This window comes from Magnetococcales bacterium, from assembly GCA_015228935.1.
In the GTDB taxonomy this organism is placed as follows: Bacteria; Pseudomonadota; Magnetococcia; order Magnetococcales; family DC0425bin3; genus HA3dbin3.
In genome coordinates this window covers 26,255-49,718 of record JADGCO010000023.1, presented here as the reverse complement: position 1 = coordinate 49,718, position 23,464 = coordinate 26,255, and the positions used below count along the sequence as shown (strand labels likewise).

24 protein-coding genes are annotated in these 23,464 nt (G+C 53.7%); 22 read left to right on the top strand and 2 right to left on the bottom strand.

Going from position 1 to position 23,464, the window contains the following annotated elements; all coding sequences use genetic code 11:
• Positions 1–317: 317 nt before the first annotated feature.
• On the bottom strand, positions 318–2,429 hold the full coding sequence (locus HQL65_07925; protein MBF0136153.1) for a hypothetical protein: 2,112 nt from the start codon (positions 2,427–2,429) through the stop codon (positions 318–320).
• Positions 2,430–2,467: 38 nt separating this feature from the next.
• Complete coding sequence (locus tag HQL65_07920; protein MBF0136152.1) at positions 2,468–3,250, bottom strand: hypothetical protein; 783 nt, start codon at positions 3,248–3,250, stop codon at positions 2,468–2,470.
• A 324-nt stretch (positions 3,251–3,574) separates the two neighbouring features.
• Between HQL65_07920 and HQL65_07915 the strand changes: the two genes are divergently transcribed.
• The 22 genes from HQL65_07915 (at position 3,575) to HQL65_07810 (ending at position 23,408) form a co-directional block, all read left to right on the top strand.
• Positions 3,575–5,131, top strand: a complete 1,557-nt coding sequence (locus HQL65_07915; GenBank protein ID MBF0136151.1) for a DUF3369 domain-containing protein — start codon at positions 3,575–3,577, stop codon at positions 5,129–5,131.
• A 31-nt stretch (positions 5,132–5,162) separates the two neighbouring features.
• The gene (gene lpdA, locus HQL65_07910; protein ID MBF0136150.1) at positions 5,163–6,581 is read left to right on the top strand and encodes a dihydrolipoyl dehydrogenase; all 1,419 of its coding nucleotides are present in this window, start codon (positions 5,163–5,165) and stop codon (positions 6,579–6,581) included.
• Between the two features lie 621 nt (positions 6,582–7,202).
• A complete protein-coding gene (locus tag HQL65_07905) occupies positions 7,203–8,531 on the top strand; it encodes a methyl-accepting chemotaxis protein (GenBank protein ID MBF0136149.1) in 1,329 nt (442 codons plus the stop codon).
• 33 nt (positions 8,532–8,564) lie between these two features.
• Complete coding sequence (locus tag HQL65_07900) at positions 8,565–10,340, top strand: response regulator (GenBank protein ID MBF0136148.1); 1,776 nt, start codon at positions 8,565–8,567, stop codon at positions 10,338–10,340.
• Positions 10,341–10,893: 553 nt separating this feature from the next.
• On the top strand, positions 10,894–11,178 hold the full coding sequence (locus HQL65_07895) for a hypothetical protein (protein ID MBF0136147.1): 285 nt from the start codon (positions 10,894–10,896) through the stop codon (positions 11,176–11,178).
• A gap of 333 nt (positions 11,179–11,511) precedes the next feature.
• Entirely contained in the window at positions 11,512–11,940 is a 429-nt protein-coding gene (locus tag HQL65_07890; GenBank protein MBF0136146.1) for a lysozyme, read from the top strand.
• Positions 11,930–12,070: a hypothetical protein gene (locus HQL65_07885; GenBank protein MBF0136145.1), complete on the top strand. Its 141-nt coding sequence runs from the start codon at positions 11,930–11,932 to the stop codon at positions 12,068–12,070. The genes HQL65_07890 and HQL65_07885 overlap by 11 nt, the downstream gene beginning before the upstream one ends.
• Complete coding sequence (locus HQL65_07880; protein MBF0136144.1) at positions 12,067–12,228, top strand: hypothetical protein; 162 nt, start codon at positions 12,067–12,069, stop codon at positions 12,226–12,228. Before HQL65_07885 ends, HQL65_07880 begins: the two co-directional genes overlap by 4 nt.
• A 4-nt stretch (positions 12,229–12,232) precedes the next feature.
• On the top strand, positions 12,233–12,487 hold the full coding sequence (locus HQL65_07875) for a hypothetical protein (GenBank protein MBF0136143.1): 255 nt from the start codon (positions 12,233–12,235) through the stop codon (positions 12,485–12,487).
• Positions 12,488–12,620: 133 nt separating this feature from the next.
• Complete coding sequence (locus HQL65_07870; protein ID MBF0136142.1) at positions 12,621–12,986, top strand: hypothetical protein; 366 nt, start codon at positions 12,621–12,623, stop codon at positions 12,984–12,986.
• Positions 12,934–13,647, top strand: coding sequence for a hypothetical protein (locus HQL65_07865; protein MBF0136141.1), 714 nt, complete (start codon positions 12,934–12,936; stop codon positions 13,645–13,647). Before HQL65_07870 ends, HQL65_07865 begins: the two co-directional genes overlap by 53 nt.
• Positions 13,648–13,690: 43 nt before the next feature.
• Positions 13,691–14,401, top strand: a complete 711-nt coding sequence (locus HQL65_07860; protein MBF0136140.1) for a hypothetical protein — start codon at positions 13,691–13,693, stop codon at positions 14,399–14,401.
• 78 nt (positions 14,402–14,479) lie between these two features.
• Positions 14,480–14,689 (top strand): hypothetical protein, encoded by a 210-nt coding sequence (locus HQL65_07855; GenBank protein MBF0136139.1) that lies wholly within the window; start codon positions 14,480–14,482, stop codon positions 14,687–14,689.
• 400 nt (positions 14,690–15,089) lie between these two features.
• The gene (locus HQL65_07850; protein ID MBF0136138.1) at positions 15,090–16,373 is read left to right on the top strand and encodes a hypothetical protein; all 1,284 of its coding nucleotides are present in this window, start codon (positions 15,090–15,092) and stop codon (positions 16,371–16,373) included.
• On the top strand, positions 16,370–16,780 hold the full coding sequence (locus HQL65_07845) for a hypothetical protein (GenBank protein ID MBF0136137.1): 411 nt from the start codon (positions 16,370–16,372) through the stop codon (positions 16,778–16,780). Before HQL65_07850 ends, HQL65_07845 begins: the two co-directional genes overlap by 4 nt.
• A gap of 129 nt (positions 16,781–16,909) precedes the next feature.
• Positions 16,910–17,173, top strand: coding sequence for a hypothetical protein (locus HQL65_07840; GenBank protein ID MBF0136136.1), 264 nt, complete (start codon positions 16,910–16,912; stop codon positions 17,171–17,173).
• Between the two features lie 165 nt (positions 17,174–17,338).
• Positions 17,339–17,794: a hypothetical protein gene (locus HQL65_07835; GenBank protein MBF0136135.1), complete on the top strand. Its 456-nt coding sequence runs from the start codon at positions 17,339–17,341 to the stop codon at positions 17,792–17,794.
• 3 nt (positions 17,795–17,797) lie between these two features.
• Complete coding sequence (locus tag HQL65_07830) at positions 17,798–18,475, top strand: hypothetical protein (protein MBF0136134.1); 678 nt, start codon at positions 17,798–17,800, stop codon at positions 18,473–18,475.
• On the top strand, positions 18,472–20,535 hold the full coding sequence (locus tag HQL65_07825) for a hypothetical protein (GenBank protein ID MBF0136133.1): 2,064 nt from the start codon (positions 18,472–18,474) through the stop codon (positions 20,533–20,535). Before HQL65_07830 ends, HQL65_07825 begins: the two co-directional genes overlap by 4 nt.
• Entirely contained in the window at positions 20,532–22,112 is a 1,581-nt protein-coding gene (locus tag HQL65_07820; protein MBF0136132.1) for a hypothetical protein, read from the top strand. The genes HQL65_07825 and HQL65_07820 overlap by 4 nt, the downstream gene beginning before the upstream one ends.
• A 7-nt stretch (positions 22,113–22,119) precedes the next feature.
• Complete coding sequence (locus tag HQL65_07815; GenBank protein ID MBF0136131.1) at positions 22,120–22,317, top strand: hypothetical protein; 198 nt, start codon at positions 22,120–22,122, stop codon at positions 22,315–22,317.
• Positions 22,318–22,361: 44 nt separating this feature from the next.
• Entirely contained in the window at positions 22,362–23,408 is a 1,047-nt protein-coding gene (locus HQL65_07810) for a hypothetical protein (protein ID MBF0136130.1), read from the top strand.
• Positions 23,409–23,464: the final 56 nt, after the last annotated feature.

Here is a 23,464-nt window from a genome sequence, read left to right as displayed (position 1 = left end):
GGAGAATCTGGTATGGCTCCGGGGTCAGGATTTGCTGCCATTCGGCATCGGTTTTGGTCACTTTATCGGTTTCCCGCAATAATCCTTTTTGCATGGGCGGTGACTCGTTTATCCAGTCTTGTTTCGAGGAATAACACTTGGAAGATGTCTGCATTTCAACCTGAAATTTGTTGCGATGCAACATGGTATCGGGACAATTGTCCAGGATTTTGTCCATTCCGTCCATCAAAATCAGTCGGAATGATCCAACCAGCTATCTGGTACAGGATCGGTTATCTCACTGCCTGAATCCTGTGCAAGGCAGATCGGTGAAGGGTTCATGGATTGTTTGCAGATGATGAAACGACCTCCCAGAGCTGATGATCCAGTCCGGAAATCCGCACGGGACGGAAGGTTCCGGCAGGTGGATCCTGGAAAAACCACAGGCGAATGAACAGCGAGTCGGCGAGGTTTCTGTCCAGGAGATAGCCTGTCGCAGTGGTGGAATCCAGGAGCAGGGTCAAACCGTCGTGATTGGAAAACTCGACCCGTTGGGGGTTTTGGGATGCATCGAAGACTCCCAGCCGCATCAGGGGGGATGTTTGATCACCGGCCAGAAACACCCCCTTGTTGAGATCGGCTTGCCAAGGGCCTTTCGGTAATGCCCGGGCCGGGGTTGCCGAGGCAAAATAAACCATGTCACCCAGACGGGTCATGCCGGTCAACCGCACAATGAAAGGCTTGATGCCTCGGCGTTGGGTAAAGCTCCAGGTGGCAAAGGGGTACCACCAGGGGCTTTTGTCGAGCATGTCACGAAACAGAAACACGTAGACCGGGGGGGGGACTGTGGTCAGCGCAGACGGGGTTCTTGCATTCGGGGGTGGTGCTTCCCGCAATTGGTGGATGGCCTGGTCCCAGTCTCCATGAGCGCGTTGTTGGCGCTGACGCATGCCGGGCAGACCCCGGGCCGTATAATCCAGCATGAAACGGGCCGAAAAAACGGCATCCGGTGTGGCAAAAGGGAGGGTATTGTACACCAATCTCTCCCCGGCTTCCGGGACATCGACATGCCCGTCAAAAACGACGGCGCGTTGCGACCAATATCGCAATGGATGGCCGGCGTCCCAGAGAGACCAAATCCAGGCCTGGGGGGGCAAAATCCGGCTGAACTCAGCCATGCCGGCCACGGTTGGCGGCGAAAAATCCAGGGTAGTTCGGTGGGGCAGACTGTTGCGCAGCGCAGGCCAAAGTGCAGCCAATACTCCCAACAAGACAAGGATCCGGCCTGCCCCGGGATGCCAGCGGTGGGCCTGTTTCCAGGCCAGGCCGGTCAGATGACCGATGCCGAGTGCCAGCAGGGGACCGGTAAAAATGAGCAGGCGCATGGCTCCAAGCAGGCCCCATACCCCCAGAATGGACACGGGAAGCAATAATACCATCTCCCATTTGCCGCGCCCTGTCAGCAGGAGGAGACCGATGCAACCCAAAACAACCGTCAAGGGGTGTCCGGTTGCTGCCAGGGCGGTTTGTTGCCAGGGAAGGGCATGAAACTCTTCAATGATTCTGGCCGTGGGGGGAAGAGAGGAAGTTTCCGCACCCAGAAAAAATTCCAACCCGTTCTTCAGGGTGGCCACCAGATCCAGGGAGGGAAGTTCACCCCGGGCCAGGTAGAATGTGCCCAACGTCAGCAGGGTGTATCCTGGCAGGAGGTAAGCCGGCAGGGGTGGAGCAGCCCGGTTCCGGGAAAATCGCCTGACCAGCCAACTCATCATGATCAGGGAGAGCTGCATCCCCAGTATTTGTGCCGGTGCCCGATCCCACCACCACAGCAACACTCCATATCCGCCCAAAGCCAGGAGCAGCGGGGGGAACATGCGGCCCGGTTGACCACGCGCAAAATGCAAAAATCCCAGGCTCATGACCAGAAACAGGGTTGGAATGAGCATGTCCGTATCGAAATAACCAAAGGCAGTTCGTTGCACGAACAGGGGAGCCGTGACACCCAACAAGGCTGCCGCCAGACCACTGCTGCGTCCACCCCAGTATCTTCCCAGGAAAAACAGGGGAATGGCGAGCAGGGGAGCCAGGACAGGTCCGCTCCAGGCCGCGATCCACAAAGGATCCATGTCCCAGACACGGACCAGGGAACGAATCATGTGTGCCGGGAGTGGCAAACGGGGCGGGGCCGGGTCCACATGGGCAGGGAGAGAAGACGACAGATCTTCCTGCCGGGGATGGGCTGGTTCAGGTGCAAAAGTTGTATTCCGGGACAGGTCCAGAAAATAATAGCCATCGACGCTGGCCAGAAGGGGTTTTCCCTGGAACAGCATACGCTCCGGGTTTGACAACCAGTTGGGCACATCCGCAGAGCGGATTGCCCAGCCCCACAGCAGGATCAGACATAACAGGTAATAGACATGCCGCTCGTGCAAAGTATATTTTTTGCCCATTCAACCGCCTGTTCGCGGGATGTAAAAAATTTCATTGTTTATTCGACCGCCTGTTCACGGGTCATATAGCCGACCCTGACCCAGCGGGAAGTTTCTCTGGAAGGTTGGGATTGCTGCAAATGTTTGTGCAGCTTTTTTTGCAGGGCATCCGTTTCGTCGGTGGAGAGTGGCACGACCAGGGAAAAGGATACCCAGCGATTGATTGGCAAATCGGAATGACGGTTGCCGTCCAGGGCAATCCGTACCTGGGGAACCGGCGTACCCAATTTGCGCAGGTTGGCGGTTGCCTGTTTTTGCAGGGATTCAACGGCCATGTCCGTAACGCCGCGTTCCTCCAGAAAGCGGCTGCAATGGAGCAGACTTTCCATGCCTGCCACGGCATCCAGAAGATTGAATTTTTCCAAGACAGCCAAACGCTGGGCGGCGAATTGCAGGCGACCGGCAAACACACAGGCTTCCACCACCTGGCAAAGCAATTCCGGATTGCGGGGTAGATCTTCGCAATTTCTGATGGCCACTTCGGCGGCTTCCGAGAGACAGCCAAAATCCTGCAACGATGCGACCAGGTTGACGCGGACCGCCGGATCCCAGGGATCATTCAACCGGGCCAACCGAAAATGGTTGCGCATGGTTGCTTCATCCCGGCGGATGGTTGCAATGGTGCCCAGAATATTGTGGGCCTTGGCCGGATAATCGGACAGCAAGGCTTCAGCCCGGCGTTTATGCCTTTGCAGTCTCAGATCGTCGCGTTGCGCACCATGGCGGATGGTCACGAGTTGATCAGCAATTTCATTTAGTTCAGATTCTTGTGAATTTGTCATCAGAGGTATAAAATCCACGGGAGTGCATGCCAACCAGATTTGTTTCACATGATTTCCACGGAGTCGTATCCATTTGTTACGCTCCCTACGGAGTCGTATCCATTCGTTACGCTTCCATTCCTGTCACGGGTGGGAGGGTAGCATTTTTTTCTCCACCCGGGTAAATAAATCACACACTGGCCAAAAACGGAAAAGATTTTATCAAAGGGGACGAAATCTCTGGAGGAAATGAAGGGTATATGTCATATAAGGGTACCCGACGTGTGGAGATGAGGGTGAGGGGTAAAGCTCCAAAAAAGATGCCACAAGGAAAGCAAACCTGACATGCTGACCTCCGATTTGTTTTTTGCAGATGAGCTGCGCGGCGGGGCAGACCAACCAGTGCCGGTCAGTGCCGACCCCACCCGGCAGCCATGGAAAATCCTGATCGTGGACGATGACGAGGAGATCCACTCCCTGACCCGTCTCGTGCTGCGCGATTTCACCTTCGATAACAGAAAAGCGGAGCTTATCAGCGGCTATTCGGCGGTGGAAGCCCAGCGATTGATGCAACAACACCCCGATACGGCAGTCATCCTCATGGATGTGGTGATGGAGACAGATGAGGCCGGTCTCAGCGCCGTGCGCTACATTCGGGACGTTTTGTCAAATCGTTTTGTGCGCATCATTTTGCGGACCGGCCAACCCGGTCAGGCTCCCGAGCAAAAAGTGATCCAAGAGTACGATATCAATGACTACAAGGACAAGGTCCGGTTGACCACCCAACGCCTGATCACCTCGATCACGGCGGCCTTGCGTTCTTATCGTGACTTGCGAACCATCGACAATACCCGCCGGGGTTTGGCCAGTATCGTCAATGGGACAGGCGATCTCTTCGAAGCCCGTTCCCTGGGCAAGCTGGCCAGAAGCATATTACGGCAAGCGACATCCCTGTTGAGCCTGGATGAAAATTCAGACCATGCGGTGGCCGGTTTCTTCGCGATACGGGAATATGTCGGTCATGTCGTCTATGCTGCTTGTGGTTCCTTTGAACCGCATGTTGGAAAAGCCATCGGTGACATATTGCCCGGTGAGCTGGTTGGCCAGGTGGAGAACATCAAAGATCCCCGCGAAGGCATCTTCAGCCGTTTTGGTTTTCTGACCCGGTATGTCAGTCGCGGCAATCTTGAAAATTTGATTTATATTCAGGCAAATCGTCCTCTGGAAGACCTGGATCGGGATTTGTTGCGCACTTTTTCCGCAAATATTGCCTTCGCGTTCGAAAATCTTGGTTTGAACAGGGAAATTGTCAATACGCAAAAGGATGTCACCTTTACCCTGGGCGAGGTGATCGAAGTTCGTTCCAACGAGGCGGGCAACCATGTGCGCCGGGTTGCGGAAAGCTCCAGGCTGCTGGGCATGTTGCTGGGATTGAGTGAAGAGGATGTCGAGCTTCTCTGGTTGTCATCGCCCATGCACGATCTGGGAAAAATCGGCATTCCCGATCATATCCTGAACAAACCGGGCAAACTGGATCAGACAGAGTGGCAGGTGATGCAGAGTCATACCCGGATAGGTCGGCAGATACTGAAAAGCTCCGACCGGCCCATCCTGAGGACCGGTGCCATCATCGCCTGTCAACACCATGAAAAATGGGATGGTACGGGATATCCCGATGGGTTGAAGGGCGACGACATCCATGTTTTTGCCCGTATTACCAGCGTGATCGATGTCTTTGATGCGCTGTTTCATGAGCGATGCTACAAAAAAGCCTGGCCACTGGAAAAAATCATTGAATTGTTCCATCAGGAACGCGGACGCCATTTCGATCCCAGGCTTGTCGATTTGTTCCTTGACCACCTCGATGAGTTTCTGGAAATCCAGGATGCGTTGAAAGAATAAAAATGCCAATGTGTTGCTTTGAGGAACGCGCATGAAAAATCCGGATAAGGTGGTGGTGGTCGGTGGCGGACCAGGAGGTTACGCGGCGGCCTTTCGGGCTGCGGATATGGGGTTTGCCACGACCCTGATCGATACGGAACCCAATCCCGGAGGGGTTTGCCTCTACCGGGGGTGTATTCCCAGCAAGGCGTTGCTGCATGTGACGCAGGTGCTTTGGGAAGCGCGCCATGCCGAAGTCATGGGGGTGCGCTTTGCCCCGCCGGAAATTGATCTGCATCGTCTGCGCGACTGGAAAAACAGCGTGGTGACCCGCCTGACCGGAGCTTTGGGTAATCTGTGCCGACGCCGGGAGATCAATTTCATCCAGGGCCATGCCCGGTTTGCGGCACCGGATAACCTTGTCGTGCTATGCGTGAACGGGGATCGGGTGCAGATTCCCTTTGACCATTGCATTCTGGCCACAGGGTCACGTCCGGCCTGGATTCCGGGTTTGCAGATCGACTCGCCCCGGGTGATGGACTCCACCGCCGCCCTGGCCGTGGATGAAATTCCGCCAACCCTGCTGATCATTGGGGGTGGCGTCATCGGCCTGGAACTGGGCAGTGTCTATGCGGCATTGGGAAGCCGGGTCAGTGTGGTGGAAATGACCCCCGGCTTGCTGCCCGGAGCCGACCGGGACCTGGTCCGGATCGTGGTCAAACGGTTCCAGCCCCAGTGTCACGAAATTTTGTTGCAAACCCGGGTCACGGCCCTGGCCGACGTGGATGGCATGGTTCACACGACGCTGGAAGACGCCCAGGGCAATAAACGCGAAGAAAAGTATCATCGCGTTCTGATGGCCATTGGCCGCCGACCCAATTCCGAAGATTTGGGATTGGACAAAACCAGCGTGGAAGTCAAGCGAGGCCTGGTTCAGGTCGATGGCCAGCGCCGGACTCGTGATCCGAAGATATTTGCCATTGGCGATCTGGTGGGTGGGCCTATGCTGGCTCACAAGGCTTCCCATGAGGCGCGGGTGGCTGTCGAAGCCATCGCCGGCAAGAAAACCTGCTTCGAACCCAATGCCATTCCCGCCGTCTGCTACACGGATCCCGAGCTGGCCTGGGCGGGACTGACCGAAACAGCCGCCGTGGAACAAAAAATTCCGTTCAAGGCCGTTCGCTTTCCCTGGGGGGCGTCAGGTCGCGCCCAAACCCTGGAACAACCAGACGGGTTCACCAAATTGATCGTCAATCCGGAAAATGAACGCATTCTGGGGGTTGGCATCGTCGGACGGGGTGCCGGTGAATTGATTGCCGAAGGGGTGTTGGCCATTGAAATGGGGGCCGTGGTCCAGGATCTGGCCGAAGTGATCCATCCCCATCCCACCCTCTCGGAAACCATGATGGAAGCCGCCGAGGTCTTCTTTGGGCAGAGTGCCCACTACTACGTACCGCGACGGAATCAATAGTTGTTACAGGGTTGTCTCCTGTCACGTCAGGCAATACTTGCAGGTTGAATGCAGAAATAATCAGGAGGAGTCAATATGGACTTTATCAAGAACATGAATTTCGGAACTAAAATAATTGCATCGGCTTTATTGATCATTACGCTTGGCTTTGTCCTGGTGATTGTACTGGTCAAGAACCGAATCGAAGAAGATGCCGTGGAAGCACTGATTCAGCAGGCCCGCAGCATCACGGTCCAGGCGGAGAGTGCCCGCAACTATATTGCCAAAATGGGTGCCGACAAGGTTTATGACCCCAGTCTCCTGAAAGAGGCCCAGGATGAAATCCGGAAAAGTGGTGCCCGGGACCAGAAGGATATCATCCAGGCCGCCCGTAAAACCCGTTTTTATCAAACCATTCCCATCGTGGCCGGGTGGACCATCGGCCAGGAGAAAGCCAAAACAGCCCACCATCAATTCCGGGTCACCCGCATTGGCGCACGCAACCCGGACAACGAAGCCAAACCCATTGAACGGACCATGATCGAAAAAATGGCCAAGGGGGATCTGCAAGAGCTTTGGATGGAAGATCCGGAGATCAATGCCCTCAGGTACATGCGACCGGTCACCATGAAGAAAGAGTGCATGTTGTGTCATGGTGTCGAAGCCGATTATCCGGAAGGCAAGGGGAATGACCCGCTGGGCATCAAGATGGAAGGCTGGCGCGTTGGCGAACAACGCGGTGCCTTTGAAATCATCGCCGAACTGGCTCCCATGCAAAGTTCGGTTCGGGATGCGTTGACTCAGATTGTGGGACTCGCCCTGGTTTCCATGCTGCTGATCAGTGCCGTGGTGTTTACCCTGATCAAACGGTTGGCCATCGATCCGGTCCGGATCATCGAAAGCCTGTTGAGTCGGGTTTCCCAGGGGGATTTGTCGGTGGAGGTTCCCAAGTCAACCAGCACGGATGACATTGGCCGGACCGTAACGGCAACAGGAAACATGGTGGCCCGCCTGCGCGATATCGTTGGTCAGGTGCAAAATACCACCACGGAAGTCCTGAGCAGCAGTCACAGTGTAAACTCCACTTCCCAGGAGGTGTCCGAAGGGGCAACCCGCCAGGCGGCATCCATCGAGGAGACCTCGGCGGCCATGGAAGAGATGACCTCCAACATTCAACAAAATACCGAAAATTCCCAACAGACGGAAAAAATATCCAAAAAAGCCGCCATGGATGCCGAAGAAGGGGGCAGGGCCGTTCAGGAGTCCGTGAAGGCCATGAAACAAATCGCGGAAAAAATCTCCATCATCGAGGAGATTGCCCGGCAAACCAATTTGCTGGCCTTGAATGCGGCCATCGAGGCGGCGCGTGCGGGTGAGCATGGCAAAGGGTTTGCCGTCGTGGCAGCCGAGGTGCGCAAACTGGCAGAACGCAGCCAGGCCGCCGCCGGGGAAATTGGACAGCTCTCGGCTTCGAGTGTCAGTGTGGCTGAAAAAGCGGGTCTTCTTTTGGAAAAACTGGTTCCTGACATCAAGAGGACTGCGGAGCTGGTCCAGGAGATCACGACCGCTTCCACGGAGCAATCCCAGGGAGCCGAGCAGATCAACAGTGCCATCCAACAATTGGATCAGGTGATCCAGCAAAATGCGAGTGCTTCGTCGGAAATTGCCTCGACGGCCCATGAACTTTCTTCGCTTTCGGAGTCCTTGCAGGAGGCCATCAGCTTTTTCCACTTTGGTCAGCAGGGTTCTGGCAGGGCAGCCACCGCCAAGACCACAACCACCCGGAGTTCATCCCGACCGGCTGCCGAGACCACGGCCAAGCCCCGTGCCCTTTTGCCGCCGCCGTCCCGGACCGGTGCGAATACCAAGGGCAAAGCCAAATCCAAAGGTGGGGTGCAACCAGCAAAATCCCCGGTCCACCTGGATATGGGACCTGACAAAGGCGGTGATGACGAATTCGAGAATTTTTGAGCAGGAGTGACCCGGATCAGGGGCGTCTGACCCTTGATCCGGGTTTTGGCCGACGATAATTTTGTCTTTGACGGCAAAGAGATCGAAAAGATGGGGCATGCGCCATCCAAATTGAACCAGATGCTGTTTGCCAGGAAATTTTGGGTGTGGCCGGTGCTGATCTGGTCCCTGGTGGCGGGCCTTTCCATCCTTTGGAACGCCATCAGCTTGAACCGACAGGCACTGGCCCTGGCCCGGGAAAGGGGCTGGTATTCTTTCCGGATTTTGGAGACGGCCCGCATGTGGAACGCCCGGCATGGTGGCGTTTATGTGCCGGTGACCGAAAAGACGCCGCCCAATCCCTATCTGGATACGGCGAACCGCGATGAGGTGGCCTTTTCCGGAAAACACCTGACCCTGATCAATCCGGCCTATATGACTCGGCAGTTGGCGGAAATTGCCCTGGAAAAAGGGTCCATGGTCCTGCACATCACGAGCCTGAATCCCATCCGACCCGAGAACGTGGCCCTGGAGTGGGAATCCAGGGCATTGCAGGGTTTCAAGCAAGGAGATGCAGAGTATCTGGAACTTGTGCGGGAGGATGGCAAGGATTTTTACCGTTTCATGGCCCCGTTATACACCCACGCAGAGTGCCTGAAATGTCATGCCCAACAAGGCTATAAAATCGGTGATTTGCGTGGTGGGATCAGTCTGGTTTTCCCGGCCGGGACAATTTTGGAGGGTGTGCAGGAGCAAACCAAGAATGTCATTTTGTTTCATCTTGGGGCGTGGATTCTGTTGACTGGCATGACTCTCTGGTTTCTGGGTTGGGTGCGCGGCTATCTGATACAATTGCAGCGTTTGCAGAGTGAACGCGAAGCCTTGTATGTCAATCGGCAGCCCAATATTCCTGCTCCCCCCCAGACCGGCTCATCGGCTGAGGACCCTGCTTTTTCCTGGCAGAGTGGTGAAATGCCGGGAATCACCCAGGATTCCCTCGCAGATTCCGGCAACTCCCGGCAAGTTCCTCAGTTGGTTTCCGGCAAGGTTCGTCTTCTTCTGGTCGAGGATGATCCCCTGAACCGGAGAATGCTGGAGGCGTTGCTCCAGGGCCTGGGCATTTTTCCCGAGGTGGCCAAAAATGGCCAGGAGGCCTTGGACCATCTGGCCGTGACCGATTTCGATCTCGTTCTCATGGATTGTCAGATGCCGGTCATGGATGGTTTTACCGCCTCACAGGAGTTGCGCCAGCGTGAAGCAGCCCGGGGAAAACACACCCCGATCATCGCGGTAACGGCCTTTGCGCTGCTGGGCGATGCCGAACAATGCCAGAAGGCCGGCATGGATGACTATCTGGCCAAACCGGTTTGTCGGCAGGATTTATTGCAACTCCTGGATCGCTGGTTGCCGGGTTGGAATGCCGACCCGCAAACCAGGGACCCGATTCCCCAAAATAATGTATCTCTCGATGCCGATGCTGACCAAATCATCGATCCGCGCACATTTCAGCTTTTATGCAGTGAATTGGGGTCCGATGTGGTGGGCGAAGTGGTTCATCTGTTTTTGGAAACCCTGCCGGAACGTGTGCAGGCCATCGCCAAGGCCATGGCCGAGGGGGATACCCAGGCAGTGCATTGGGCCACGCACCCCTTGAAAAGTCCCAGTCGTCAGCTTGGTGCCTTGCGGTTCAGCCATCTGGCAACCGAATTGGATACTTTGACACGCCGTAATTCCCTCGAAGGTGCCCAACTCCTGGCCGATCAACTTCAGAAAGAAGCCGGTCGGGTTGATGCGGCCCTCAAAAAAATTGCCAGTCGCTGCCAAAAATAAGGTACCAACAAAAAAAAAATGCACAAGCATGCATTTTTTTTCTTGAGGGGGGGCTCAAAACAGGGTAAAACTTGCACCCACATTGGGCGAATTTGCTCTTCGTCCAGATAAGCGAACCCTTCGGCACTTTTTGCGAAGGGTTTTTGTGTTTTTGGTGACCCGCCTTTGGGCGGGTTGATTCAGGCCTGCTCCGGGCAACCGGTGCGGGCTTTTTTTTGGTCCCCTGCAAAACCAGGAAAGGAGTGAAAAGCCGAATATCAAATGATCATGATCGGGATGACAAGAGAAAGAAGGGATGCTATCTTTTATTAATCACATCCCTATTCGGGGTGCAAAGGAACTGCGGATCAATACTCTGCCTACTCCGATCCCTTGAAACATGTATTTCTTGACAAAGGAGGACCACTTGGCACAGACGAGCCGTACTTCAAAACCTCTTTTCAGCATTTTTTGGCAACTTGGCCACAAAAGAGGTAATGTTTGTTAAGAACTGATAAAATACCTGCCGTCCATTTTTTTTATGGACGGCAGGTATATAAAAGCGGAGCGCAAGATGACAATAAGTGATTTTGGAACAGGATTGGGGGTAACCTTGCCATGGCTTCTTTATTCTTTACTTGCCATTGGTGCTTTTGATAATTTTCTTGCAATCACAATACAGGAAACACTATTAAGATTATTTGGTTTATTTTATTTGTTATTTGTATTGTCAGTCAAGATTATATCAAAAATTCTGATTTCAAAGGCAATACCTGAAAGTATTCTGGTTGGATCCATAATTTTTATGTTCGTCCATATCCTGTTTTGGATATTGATTGTTGCAAAAGGAGGAGTGTAGAACTCTGTCCTGGACCTGCCAGGGAGACAACCCCCTGGACCCCGTTTTGAAAAGCCCATGTCGATGGACAAAATGATGATCAAGGCCTGGGGACAGAATTGGCTCCACACTGAAAAAAAATCACCGATCAATCTTTTTTTTCTTGAGGGGGGGCTCAAAACAGGGTAGAACTTGCACCCACATTGGGCGAGTTTGCTCTTCGTCCAGATGAGCGAACCCTTCGGCACTTTTTGCGAAGGGTTTTTGTGTTTTTGGTGACCCGCCTTTGGGCGGGTTGATTCAGGCCTGCTCCGGGCAACCGGTGCGGGCTTTTTTTTTGGGGAGGATGAACAAATGGATCGTGAAGCGTTGACCAGACAAATGATCAGACACGAAGGCATTGCCCTGCGTCCCTATCTCTGCCCGGCGGGTCGGGTCACCATCGGGGTGGGACGCAATCTGGAAGATGTGGGCATCACCGAAACCGAAGCCATGCTGTTGTTGCACAACGATTTGGATCGGGTGGAAGGGGAGCTGCAACGCCTTCTGCCGGTGTTCAACGATTTGAACGATGTCCGGCGTTGTGCCCTGATGGACATGTGTTTCAACCTGGGGATCAGCCGGTTTCGCATGTTTCAGCGGCTCATGACCGCCATCAACAATCAAGATTTTGCGCTGGCTTCCCGGGAGATGCTTGATTCACGGTGGGCCAAACAGGTTGGAGAACGGGCGCGCCATCTGGCGCGCATGATGGAAACAGGGAAGGAGTTTCATGATGAATGATTGGATCAAGGGAGTGATCCGCTGGGGAGGTTATCTTCTGTTGATAACCGGGTTGTTGGTGGTGATGAGCATGGTGCCTCTGGTCGTGGCTGGTGTGGGGCACCTTATTGGCTGGGTGGTGCTGACATGAACTACATTGTTGACAGGATGCGGGAGCCATCCACCTGGCGTGGCATGGTCATGCTGGCGACAGCACTGGGAATCGACATGCGCCCGGAGCTGGTGACAGAGATCATCGCTGCCGGAACGGGTCTGGCTGGTCTGGTCGGCATTTTGACAAAGGGGTGAGCGCATGGGAGAGCATTGTTGTGAAAACCAGGGAGTCTTGAACGAGGTTGCCATGCAACTCGGCGAGATCAAGGGTACCCTGACGGCCATCCAGAACCGGCAGGGAGAAATCACCGATTGGATTGGCGGTCTTGATCGTCGCCTGCGGGAAGTGGAAAGTCGTTCAGCAGTGTTTGGCATGCTGAGCGGCGGCGGGGTCGCCATGCTCGTCACTGTCCTGGGGGAGTTTTTTCGGAACAAACTGACAGGTGGTGGCTAGCCGGGCAGGATGGATTCCAGAACGGCACCAACGCCGGATCATGCCCGCAGGGATGATCCGGCGCTGACAACCATGGTTTTGTTCCCGGATGAATCAGGGTCGATGCACGAATCATTGTGGATGCACAGGGAAGATGAAAATGGGCTCAACCATGCAGGATGATACAACAAAGTCAACGCCAGGTGTGCGCAAGAAACGCACGTCGCGCAAAAGCCGGATCGACCGGCAATGGTGGCTGGATAAACTCCAGACCGTCGTGGAAAGGTGCCTCCAGGAAGAGCCGGTCAAGGATCGGTCAGGCAATCCAACAGGAGAATTCAAGATGGATGTTTCCGGGGCCAACAAGGCGCTCGAACTCATTGGTCGCCATTTGCAGATGGAGGCCGGGGCCGACAATGAGGATTCAATCATGAAACGCTTGCAGGAGATGACAGACGAGGAGTTGGATGACCATATCGAGCGGTTTATCAAAGAAACATCTGGTGACCCTGATCCTTAAGGAAAAAGAGCGTCGCCGTCGCACACGCCGGTTGGAGAGTTTTTATCCCGATTCCGGCCCCTTGGCACGGGACAAGTATCCAAAACACATGGCTTTTTTTTCCGGAGGAAAAACCAATCGGGAACGGTTGATGCTGGCAGCCAACCGTATCGGCAAGACAGAAGGAGTGGGCGGTTATGAAGTCACGTTGCATTTGACGGGTCTCTATCCGGAATGGTGGCCGGGACGACGCTTTACCGGTCCGATCCGGGCCTGGGCCGCCGGGGATACCACCCAGACGGTCCGGGATATCATTCAAATGAAACTGCTTGGACCACCCAGCGATGTCGGGACCGGCCTGATTCCAGCCACCTGCATCGCCGATATCAAAAATCGTTCCGGCAGTGTTCCGGATGCCGTGGAAACCATCACTGTCCACCATCGCCAGGGGGGTGAAAGTCGTCTGGTCCTGAAAAGCTATGATCAGAAACGGAAATCATTTCAGGGGACCGAGCAGGATGTGGTCTGGCTGGACGAGGAACCTCCCCTGTCGATCTATGCCGAATGCCTGATCCGCACCATGACGACCAATGGTCTGATGATCTGTACCTTTACGCCCCTGTCAGGCATGTCGGAGGTGGTGCGACATTTCCTGCCCCATGGGCGGTTGCCGGAAACATGAAATCGTATGGAAGGAAGCCGGAAACATGAAACCATTCGTCATCATGGCGGATTGGAACGATGCACCCCACCTGTCCGAAAAAGACAAACAGGAGCTGCTCGCTTCCATTCCGCCGCATCAAAGGGCGGCCCGCTCCAAGGGAGTTCCTTCCCTGGGCAGTGGGGCCATCTATCCGGTTCCGGAGGATGAAATCGTCGTGGATCCCATGGAAATTCCCCAATGGTGGCCCAAAGTTTATGCCCTGGATGTGGGTTGGCAACGGACTGCGGCGGTTTGGGGGGCCTGGGACCGGGAGGCCGATGTGGTCTATCTCTACTCCGAGCATTATCGAGGTCAGGCTGAACCGTCGGTGCATGCCGCTGCCGTGCGTGCCCGGGGGGATTGGATTCCGGGTGTGATCGATCCTGCCGCACGCGGGCGCAGCCAGAAGGATGGAGAATCCCTGCTGCAAGCCTATCGGGATCTGGGGTTGCATCTGGAACCGGCGGACAATGCCGTGGAGGCGGGCATTCATGCGGTTTGGGAACGCCTCTCCAGCCAGCGCCTGCGCATTTTCAAAACCATGCAAAACTGGTTATCGGAGTATCGCCTCTACCGGCGGGATGAGCAGGGCCGTATCGTCAAGGAGCATGACCATCTGCTGGATGCCACGCGCTACCTGGTGTTGAGTGGTCTCAAGCTGGCCAAAATACAAAACCATTCCCGGCGCATGGTGGCCTCGGTCATGCCAGCCGACACTGTGGCTGGATATTGATTTTGCCGGGTGCAAGATCACCCGGTCATATCCAACCGTGCAAGTTTTGAACAGTCATACCCATACCAGGAGAACACCATGATCGATCCAGGCAGTGAAACCTGGCAAACAGTCAGTCAATGGGCCAAAGAGGAGTTGCGGCATTGTCAGGATGATATTGCCGTTTCCTGTCCCATGGAAGATACGGAAAGGTTGCGGGGAAGAATTCAAACCTTGACCACTCTTTTGAATCTGGCTCGACCTCGCCGACCCATCATCGCCACCTCCGAACCGGACTATCATGTCTGATTCGGGGTGACTGTGTGTATCTGGAGTGCCGGGCGGGCATGAATGACATGAGGGCCGGGTTGTGACCGGCCCTTTTTTTTCGCAAGGCCAATTCCAAACCAGGAGTACGTGAACCACTTCTGGTGATTCTGGTGGTGATCCTGGAGAAAGCCAGGGTTCTGGCAGAGGCGATGTTTGCTGTCTGGTTTGGACACGAAACGGATCATCAATGTTTTATGATCTGGCGGCTGAAAAACCTGTGGAGGAATATCTGATGATAAAATTCTATGATCATGAAGGTGGCCGTTTTAAATGGGTCTCCTGCGATGGACGTTTTACAGTGGCTCCGGGAGTTGCCTGGAACTCACCATTTTTAATATCCACAGGAGGATCAACCACTCCAAATCTTGTTTCTTTTGCCATGAATTCAGTTGATCCGGTCAACCTGCGCGTGGGAAGTGGCACCGGGACTTTTACTCGCGCCTCTTCCGCCACCGTCAAACAGGCCAGCCATATCTGGGTTGAGGTCGGATCCCATGTTCACCGGGTATGGGGGGGAACCTATGCAGGTGGCGTGTGGTCGGCTGCCGGTGTGACGACAGCCATACACCATGGTGTCACCTGGTATGATCAGGACGGATTCGGGTTGCTGATTGAACCGTCCAGGACAAATTATACCTACTATTCAAGGAATTATTCCGGATACATGTGGTCTGGTAGCAATGTATCAATATCTCAAACCGCTACCGGCATCGATGGTGTGGCAAACAGTGCTGTGGCAGTCACGCAAACTGCATGGTTTGGAATACGACAAACAGAATACTACACCCTGCAGGGGAAAGTTGTCACATCGTTTTTCGTCAAAAAGGACGTGACGGCGACCAACTATTTTGGATTTTGTCAACATGTTGCATCAACATATATTGATACTGCCCAACCGGATCTGGCCATTGACAACGGGACGTATTCACTGACAGCCGTGAACCCGCCAGTTGGGACGCCCACCTTTACCATGTCCCTGGTTGGCGATTGGTGGCACATCCGCCACGGTGGATCATACACAGGGCACTACCAATACGGGTTCTATCCGGCTATCGGCGGATCCACCAGATGGAACTGGGCCAACCAGGGACAAACACCCACAGTGATTTGCGACAATATGCAGGTCGAGGTTGGCGTTGGTTCAACGACGCCGATCTTCACGACCAGCTCCATTCTGACCAGGGCTGGCGAGGTTTGCAAATGGCCGTCAGCCGGAAATTATTCCGACTCTGCCGGAACCTTGATCCTTGAGATGGAACTGCCATTCCTGCAATCATCTGTTTTTGTGACCACCGGAAGCGTGGGCCTGGTCAGTCTGTCCGGGTCGGCTGCATCCCTGGCCTGTTATGATTTTGCCGCCCAGGCCTTCAAAACCACGGACGGAACCAATACGGCCAGCGTGGCCGCAGTGCCGACCTGCGGCAAACGCTGGCGCATCGCCGTGCGTTGGCAAGCGGCAACGAATGAAATGCAAATCGGGGCAAAAAATATTTCCGATTCAGGATCATGGTCCTGGAGTTCCGTGGCAACTTATGATGGTGCCTTTGTCAGTGATACGTATATCACATTGGGGGCAGGGGTTGCGGAATCAGTTGTGATTGCCAATGTCATGATCCTGAGTGCAGCGCAAACTGTTGGTGAAATCGAGGAGGAGTTTCCATGATCTACGACGTGTTGATCAACATGCCGACCGAAACAAATTTTGCTCTTTTGGCAGAATCCGTACAAAACACCATTCATCGTTTCCAGGGTGAATGGCCATCCGGGGTGATGCCCGGAACCCGAAGTGTCAATGGACGGCGCATTACCCATGCCTTGATTGACATGGAAGACCCGGATCCACTGGCAACTCTGGAAGAAACCATTGCCGGGCATGATCTGGATTGGCTGGTCCTGGCCATGCAGGCGATTGTTCCTGATGCAGATGGCCACACGGTTTCCCAGCGGTCCGTGCCTGCATCGATGCTGACGTATCTTGCAGATCTGGATGGCCAGGGAACCAGACCAACCAGCCTGACATCCCTGCATCGTTATGCCGGACATCCTGCCTGGGAACTGGCCTCTTCCTGACCAGATGGCACAATAGGATTGTTGGATGGACAGATTGGTTTTGACGTGTTGTGCCGGCAAAGTCAGGAGTGTTTTGAAAACCGGTAGCAATGCCTGATGGCAACCATTACAACTTTGGAGAATCACATCATGAAAACACCCACAGGAACATCCACGCGACCACCCCAGACAACAATTGGCACGGAAGAGTATCTGGACCGGTTGACATCCTACGATGTAAACGACAATCCGGAATATATCGGCTTGGCGCAGCCAGGCGGGTTGACCTCGGATGGCATCTGGCAGATTCGCAAGATCAGTTATACGGATGGCAATCCGGTCTCGGCGCGCTTTGCCAATGGCAACGCGGAATTTGACAAGGTCTGGGATGATCGGAGCGCGTACAGTTATTAACCAGGTCTGACCACAGTCTGATCGCAGTCTGACCACAGTCTGACCATTCCTGGCACCGCCGGCTGGCATCCAGGTTCAGGGAAGAACGCATTCTGATGTTAATACCGAAAGTTTTTCCGATGTCGGGATATCCCCGGCATCTGTCTTGTTGAGGAGAGTGTTGCCATGGGTAAGATCAAAGTGGTGCTGGCCGAGGCCAGTCGGTCGCAAATGCAGGAATTTGCCAGGGATTTGTTGGGGATCAATCTTCCCAGAAATCTGGGAGCAGAGACCATGCGTGAGCGGATTCGTCAAGCAGGTTTTGAGGAGATCGACGTGAAGGAAGAGCAAAGCGAAGAAAAAAATGATCTGGAAAACAACGTGGAAGGAGATGCCATGCGGATTCATCTGCAACGCAGCGATGGCAAGGGCGGGGATCGTCCCGTGCCGGTGGCCGTCAACGGGTCGTTGATGCTCATTCCCCGGGGCAAGCCGGTGCAGGTGCCACGCAAGTTTGTCGAGGCGTTGCAGAATGCCCGCACCACCCATTTCGAGCAGGATGAAAATGGCGAGTTTCACCCCAGGGAAACACTCTCCTACCCATTCTCGTTCGCCCCGGTAGCGACCACGTTCGAGGAGTGACCCATGGCGACTTTTCTGGAAATGTGCCAGAAAGTCCGCCGGGAAGCGGGGGTGTCCGGCAACGGACCCCCCGCCGTTACCGGTCAATCTGGCGTTTACGAAAAAATCATCCAGTGGGTCAACGATGCCTGGGTGGAAATCCAGAATTCACGGCCCAACTGGCATTGGATGTGGCAGGAGTTTTCCTTCGATACCGTTGCCGGGATTGGTTCTTACACATTGACCTCCCTGGATCTGGAATACCTGGGGCGTTTGCGGCAGGATTCCCTGAGTTTTTACCGGAAATCGATCGGACCTGCCGGAGAAGGATATCTGCCCTATGCCGATTACCGGGAATGGCGGCGACGGTACGGCTCGGGAATCTCGGTCGTCGGACCACCCTCTCTGTTGACGTTGAGTCCAGATAGGCTGATCAAATTGGGTCCGGTTCCGGATGCCATCTATACCGTGCGTGGTGTCTGCTACCGACGCGCCAGCCGCATGACGAACAACAATGATATACCAGGCCTTCCCGAAGAGTTTCACGAGGCCATCGTTCAACTCGCCTTGTTGTATTACGCCGCCCATGAAGAGGCACCGGAAATGTACACAGCCGCCGACAACCGCCTGCGGGTCATCATGAGAAACCTGGAACGACACCAATTGGATACACCGGAACTGCATGGAGGATCCCTGGCATGACCGTCAAGACACATTACTTTCCTCTTGGTGGGGGCATGGATTTGATCACGCCCCCGCTTGCCATTGTCCCAGGCCGGTTGTTGACGGGATGCAACTACGAACCTGGACCAGGTGGCGGGTATCGCCGCATCGAAGGGTTTGAACGGTTCGATGGGCAGACGGCTCCCAGTGCCACATGCTACTGGATTTTACGCTATGAACTCGGGATCGCCATGGTGGCCAAGGGTGACCTGGTGACCGGGTCCCTGTCGGGAGCCACGGGCATGGCTCTGGCAGACGGCATCCTGGAATCCGGTTCTCATGCCAATGCCGATGCAATTGGTTATCTGGTTTTGGGCGATGTCGTCGGCACTTTCGAGTCGGAAGAAACCCTGGAAGTCATGGCGCAACCTGTTGCCGTGGCATCCGGATCGCAACATGAAAGGGGAATCGCGGACGAAGTCAAGGATGCGCTCTGGTTGCAGGAGGCCAGGTCCATTGCCCGAGAGCGGATTCAGCCCCTGCCAGGGTCGGGAGTGGTGCGTGGGGTGTGGCTCTACTCCGGCACCACTTATGCCTTTCGGGATGACGCAGAGGGAACCCAATGCCTGATGTATCGCAGCAGCCCCTCTGGGTGGCAGGCATGCAATCTGGGCGAAATCCTTTTTTTCCATGGGGGCACCCTGGCCTTTGCAGAGGGAGAGTCCTTGCTGGGCATGACCTCGGGGGCCAGCGCCACCATCAAACGGATCCTGGTCACCAGCGGCAACTGGGAAACGGATGATGCCGAAGGTCGTCTGGTCCTGTACGATGTCCTGGGCACTTTTGCCGACGCGGAGGCCATTCACTCGACCATGGGTGCCGCCTTTGCCGATGGAGAAAATTTTCCACAGGTTTTGTTGCCGGGCGGTCGTTTCGAGTGTGTCAATCACAACTTTTTTGGTCATGCCGCCACCCGACGCATGTATGGTGTCAACGGGGTCAATCCAGGTTTTGAGTGGGATGGAGAGGTGTTCACCTACATTCTGACAGGGATGCTGGATGATCGCCCAACCCATCTGGCTGCACATGCCAAGCACCTGTTTTTCTCGTTTCCCGGCGGTTCCCTCCAGCACTCTGGCATAGGCGAACCCCTGGATTGGCAGGTGAGTATCGGTGCCGGGGAAATTGCCCTGGGCGATGAAATCACCGGCATGCTTGCAACGGTCGGCGGGGTCATGGCCATTTTTTGCCGGAATGCCACCCATGCCCTGTATGGCACAAGTTCAGCCGACTGGCGTCTGGATCTGCTCTCCGGTGAATCCGGAGCCATTCCCTGGTCCATCCAGGATATGGGCCGCCCCATTTACCTGGATGATCGGGGTTTGCGGCAATTGTCCGCCGTCCAGGAGTTCGGTGATTTCCAGGCCGGCACCCTCAGCCAGGAGGTGCAACCCTGGTTTGCCTTCAGGTCCGGTCTGGTTCTGGCGGCCTTGCGGGTGCGCAGCAAGAACCAATATCGGGTTTTTTTCTCCGACAACAGCGGTATGCTCTGCACCCTGGTGCCGGGTCGGCCTCCGGCCTTTGTCCCGGTCGATTATGGTCTGCCGGTCTGTTGCGCCTGCTCACAGGAAGATGAAAGTGGCCAGGAAAAGTTGTTTATCGGTTCCGATGACGGCTTTGTCTATCAGGTGGATTCCGGCAACTCATTTGATGGTGGGGAAGTGACGGCCTTCCTGCGTTTGCCGTTTTATCATCTTGGCCTGCCTGCCAATCGCAAGCGGTTCCGCAAGGCACTCCTGGAGATCGATGCCAGTCCAACGACTTCGATTCAAATCCTGCCGACCTATTCTTATGGCAACCCGGAAATACCCACGCCTTTGGTCCAAATGTTTGACATCCATGGCGGTGGGGGGACCTGGAATGAAGCCGAATGGTCGGAATTCATCTGGGACAGCCAGCAGGTCGGCACCGCCGAGGCCAGGATCGACGGAGTCGGTACCAATATCGGCATGAGCATCATTTCCCGGAGTGTCGAGGAACAGCCGCATCTGATCCACGGCATCACTTTGCACTTCAGTCCGCGAGGGATGGTTCGATGAGCAACGACTATTTTAATTTTACCAACCGTCTGGTGGAACACACCACGGCACGCTGTACCGCCCTGAATGAAATTTTCGATCAGATCGAAACCGGCCTGACCAAACTTCCCGATGTTGATCTGATCAAAAAAGGCAAGATATGTTTTGCCCAGGATACGGGAGCGGTGAATGCCCATGTTGTGGCACTGCCCCTGGCACCTTCCGGGTATGTCACGGGCCAGGAAGTGCAATTCCAGGCGGCCCATACCAATACCGGGGCCAGCACCATCAATGTCAATGGGCTTGGTGTCAAGCCAATCCGTCGCCTGGATGGTTCAGACCTGACCGCAGGGGATATCGTGGCCAACACGATCATCTCCCTGCGCTATAATGCGAGCAGTGGCTGGTTCCAGATCATGAATGGCCTGCCGGGCGATGTGGTAGCGGCTGCCGCATCGGCTGCCGAGTCAGCCGCATCCGCCGATGCGTCGGCAACCTCCGCTTCCCAGGCCCAAACCGCTGCCACCAATGCTGCCAATTCAGCCGCCCAGGCTGCTGGCTATGCGGCAGGACTGCACCTGCCGCCCATCACAACAGGTGATTTCGGTAAAAGCCTGTTTGTCAATGCCGCCGAAACCGGATATGAACTTGTTCAGCCGGATCCTGGTGCCGGGAAAAATTTCGTCATCAATGGCGGTTTTGACATCTGGCAGCGGGGAACTTCCTGGAGCAGTGGGAACAACCACGTATTGACAGCGGATCGCCATTGGTTTTATACCACGCACGATGTCACGGCGACAGCCTCCCGCCAGGAATTCACTCTTGGTCAGACAGCCGTCCCGGGTGAACCGCAATATTACCTGCATATCGTGAGTAACAATAATGTTGGAGGGTGCGGCTGGTATTACAAAATCGAAAATGTCCAGACACTTGTCGGGAAAAGTGTCACTGTTTCCGTGTATGTCAGAGGTCCGGCCACGTCAACTTCAAATCCTTTCAGCTTGATCATGTACCAGGATTTTGGTTCTGGTGGTTCTGCATCCGTGTTGGTCGGGGCAACAGAATTGACCTTGACTCTTCCATCCGACTGGGTGCGTGTGGTTTTGACGGCAACCCTGCCGTCACTCAGTGGTAAAACAATCGGGTCAGGATCCAGCCTCAAGATCAATTTTTGGGGTTGGAGTTGGACAGGGAATCTGGACATCGCTAACGTTCAGTTGGAAATTGGGAGTTCGGCAACATCCTTCTTGAAAAAGTCTGTCGCTGCGGAGCAGTCAGAATGTGAACGGTATTTCTCCAAATTGGCACAGGAAGGAGGTGGTGCATTCGCTGTTGGGCAAGTTGTCAGCACCAACACCTTCAGAGGTGTCATACACTATCGAACGAAAATGCGAGTGGCACCATCTGTCACGTTCAGCTCTTTGTCTGATCTCAATGTGGATGGTGTATCTTGTAATGGGAGTGCCAATATTCAAGCGACAACATCAAGAATCAGTCTGGATCTCAACTGCCCAGGTTCTCCTTTTACGACAGGGCATTGCGTATTGGCTGGCTTTACAAACAGTAATGGTTTCATTACCTTTGATGCCGAACTGTGAGGAGCTTATGAATATCGCCCAGATCAGCTTTACGAATGCAGAAGAAAATCAAATCGTCATCCATGCCGTCGATGGCCAGATCACCTACTGCACCTGGCCTTGCCAGACATGGCACCGTGTCGCCATCGACGAGTGGCTCGCCATGCGGGACGAGCAGGGAAATCTGGTCAATCAAATCAATCCGTTTGTCATGCAGGAACCATGAATGATATGGTCACCACAAGATTTTGTGGTATGAAATGATCGATCATGGATGCTCATGACCTTTCGGTCCCTTTCAAAAAAGAGAAAGGGACCGAATTTTTGGGAGTGCATATGAAACTGCCTGTGTTCATAAAAAATATATTTGGTCTTTCAATCTGTTTTTCATCTGGAGATGTTCTAAAACTATTAAAATTTTCAGACGCACATGAGGCCTTTGATGCGGATGGAACCAGACTGACTCTTGTTCGATACAAACAAAACGTGAAAATTTTTTTTGGGTTCATACGTGTTGGTGCGGTGATTGATTGTATCGAAGAGTGGAAGTGTATTAACTGTGTGTCCAGATTTATTGAGATTCTTAAAGAATATATCGGAAACACAAGCAGTATTCAATATGAATTTTATGGTAGTTCTGGTAAATTATTGAAATATCTCGTTTCAGAATCGATCAATAAATATCAGGCGTCATATTATTCGGAAAAAATGATGCAAATCAAATTGCCGATTATTGTCAGCGAACAGGGTGATATCTCTCTATATGATTCCATTGAATATGCCGAGTCATGCCTTGAGGCGATTGATGTCCATAATTCAGCGTATGTTTGTTATGATGCCAACGGTAAAAAATTAATTTTAACAACAAAAAAGATAAAAAGGAGAACAAACTTTGGTTTGTCTTATGTAGAGATAGAAGTAGTAGTCATAGAAAAAGGAGATGATTTGGATTGCTCAGATAAACTCATAAAGTTATTAACAAAATATTTGGGTCTCAAGGATATCTCTGGCGACATGTCTATTGATAGTCTTGTGTCTAAAGCATCTATAAAACATGATGGTGTATATTGTCTGGTGCGTGGTGGATCCATGGAAATGCCAATCATTGTAACAAATAATAATGAATCATTAAAATTTGATTCTCTGGCGTCCGCAGAAAGGTTTCTAGATAAAGTTGACGTAAAAAATAGTCAGTATAAAATAGTTGATGGTAGAGGTGAAAATATAATTATCAAATCTGTGAATGTTCTGGTGGTGTTATACCATATATATTATAGGCGATTAAAGATAAATTACCTGTCACAAGAAAATTGTTAATAAACTGCCTATTATAACATGATTGCTTGCAATCAACTGAAGTCTACGCAAGATCG

Excerpts from the sequence above, each read along its gene's own strand:
- HQL65_07925 (MBF0136153.1), bottom strand. The coding sequence starts at position 2,429 with ATGGGCAAAAAATATACTTTGCACGAGCGGCATGTCTATTACCTGTTA.
- HQL65_07920 (MBF0136152.1), bottom strand. The coding sequence starts at position 3,250 with ATGACAAATTCACAAGAATCTGAACTAAATGAAATTGCTGATCAACTC.
- HQL65_07915 (MBF0136151.1), top strand. The coding sequence starts at position 3,575 with ATGCTGACCTCCGATTTGTTTTTTGCAGATGAGCTGCGCGGCGGGGCA.
- lpdA (MBF0136150.1), top strand. The coding sequence starts at position 5,163 with ATGAAAAATCCGGATAAGGTGGTGGTGGTCGGTGGCGGACCAGGAGGT.
- HQL65_07905 (MBF0136149.1), top strand. The coding sequence starts at position 7,203 with ATGTTGTGTCATGGTGTCGAAGCCGATTATCCGGAAGGCAAGGGGAAT.
- HQL65_07895 (MBF0136147.1), top strand. The coding sequence starts at position 10,894 with ATGACAATAAGTGATTTTGGAACAGGATTGGGGGTAACCTTGCCATGG.
- HQL65_07890 (MBF0136146.1), top strand. The coding sequence starts at position 11,512 with ATGGATCGTGAAGCGTTGACCAGACAAATGATCAGACACGAAGGCATT.
- HQL65_07885 (MBF0136145.1), top strand. The coding sequence starts at position 11,930 with ATGATGAATGATTGGATCAAGGGAGTGATCCGCTGGGGAGGTTATCTT.
- HQL65_07880 (MBF0136144.1), top strand. The coding sequence starts at position 12,067 with ATGAACTACATTGTTGACAGGATGCGGGAGCCATCCACCTGGCGTGGC.
- HQL65_07875 (MBF0136143.1), top strand. The coding sequence starts at position 12,233 with ATGGGAGAGCATTGTTGTGAAAACCAGGGAGTCTTGAACGAGGTTGCC.
- HQL65_07870 (MBF0136142.1), top strand. The coding sequence starts at position 12,621 with ATGAAAATGGGCTCAACCATGCAGGATGATACAACAAAGTCAACGCCA.
- HQL65_07865 (MBF0136141.1), top strand. The coding sequence starts at position 12,934 with ATGACCATATCGAGCGGTTTATCAAAGAAACATCTGGTGACCCTGATC.
- HQL65_07860 (MBF0136140.1), top strand. The coding sequence starts at position 13,691 with ATGGCGGATTGGAACGATGCACCCCACCTGTCCGAAAAAGACAAACAG.
- HQL65_07855 (MBF0136139.1), top strand. The coding sequence starts at position 14,480 with ATGATCGATCCAGGCAGTGAAACCTGGCAAACAGTCAGTCAATGGGCC.
- HQL65_07850 (MBF0136138.1), top strand. The coding sequence starts at position 15,090 with ATGAATTCAGTTGATCCGGTCAACCTGCGCGTGGGAAGTGGCACCGGG.
- HQL65_07845 (MBF0136137.1), top strand. The coding sequence starts at position 16,370 with ATGATCTACGACGTGTTGATCAACATGCCGACCGAAACAAATTTTGCT.
- HQL65_07840 (MBF0136136.1), top strand. The coding sequence starts at position 16,910 with ATGAAAACACCCACAGGAACATCCACGCGACCACCCCAGACAACAATT.
- HQL65_07835 (MBF0136135.1), top strand. The coding sequence starts at position 17,339 with ATGGGTAAGATCAAAGTGGTGCTGGCCGAGGCCAGTCGGTCGCAAATG.
- HQL65_07830 (MBF0136134.1), top strand. The coding sequence starts at position 17,798 with ATGGCGACTTTTCTGGAAATGTGCCAGAAAGTCCGCCGGGAAGCGGGG.
- HQL65_07825 (MBF0136133.1), top strand. The coding sequence starts at position 18,472 with ATGACCGTCAAGACACATTACTTTCCTCTTGGTGGGGGCATGGATTTG.
- HQL65_07820 (MBF0136132.1), top strand. The coding sequence starts at position 20,532 with ATGAGCAACGACTATTTTAATTTTACCAACCGTCTGGTGGAACACACC.
- HQL65_07815 (MBF0136131.1), top strand. The coding sequence starts at position 22,120 with ATGAATATCGCCCAGATCAGCTTTACGAATGCAGAAGAAAATCAAATC.
- HQL65_07810 (MBF0136130.1), top strand. The coding sequence starts at position 22,362 with ATGGATGCTCATGACCTTTCGGTCCCTTTCAAAAAAGAGAAAGGGACC.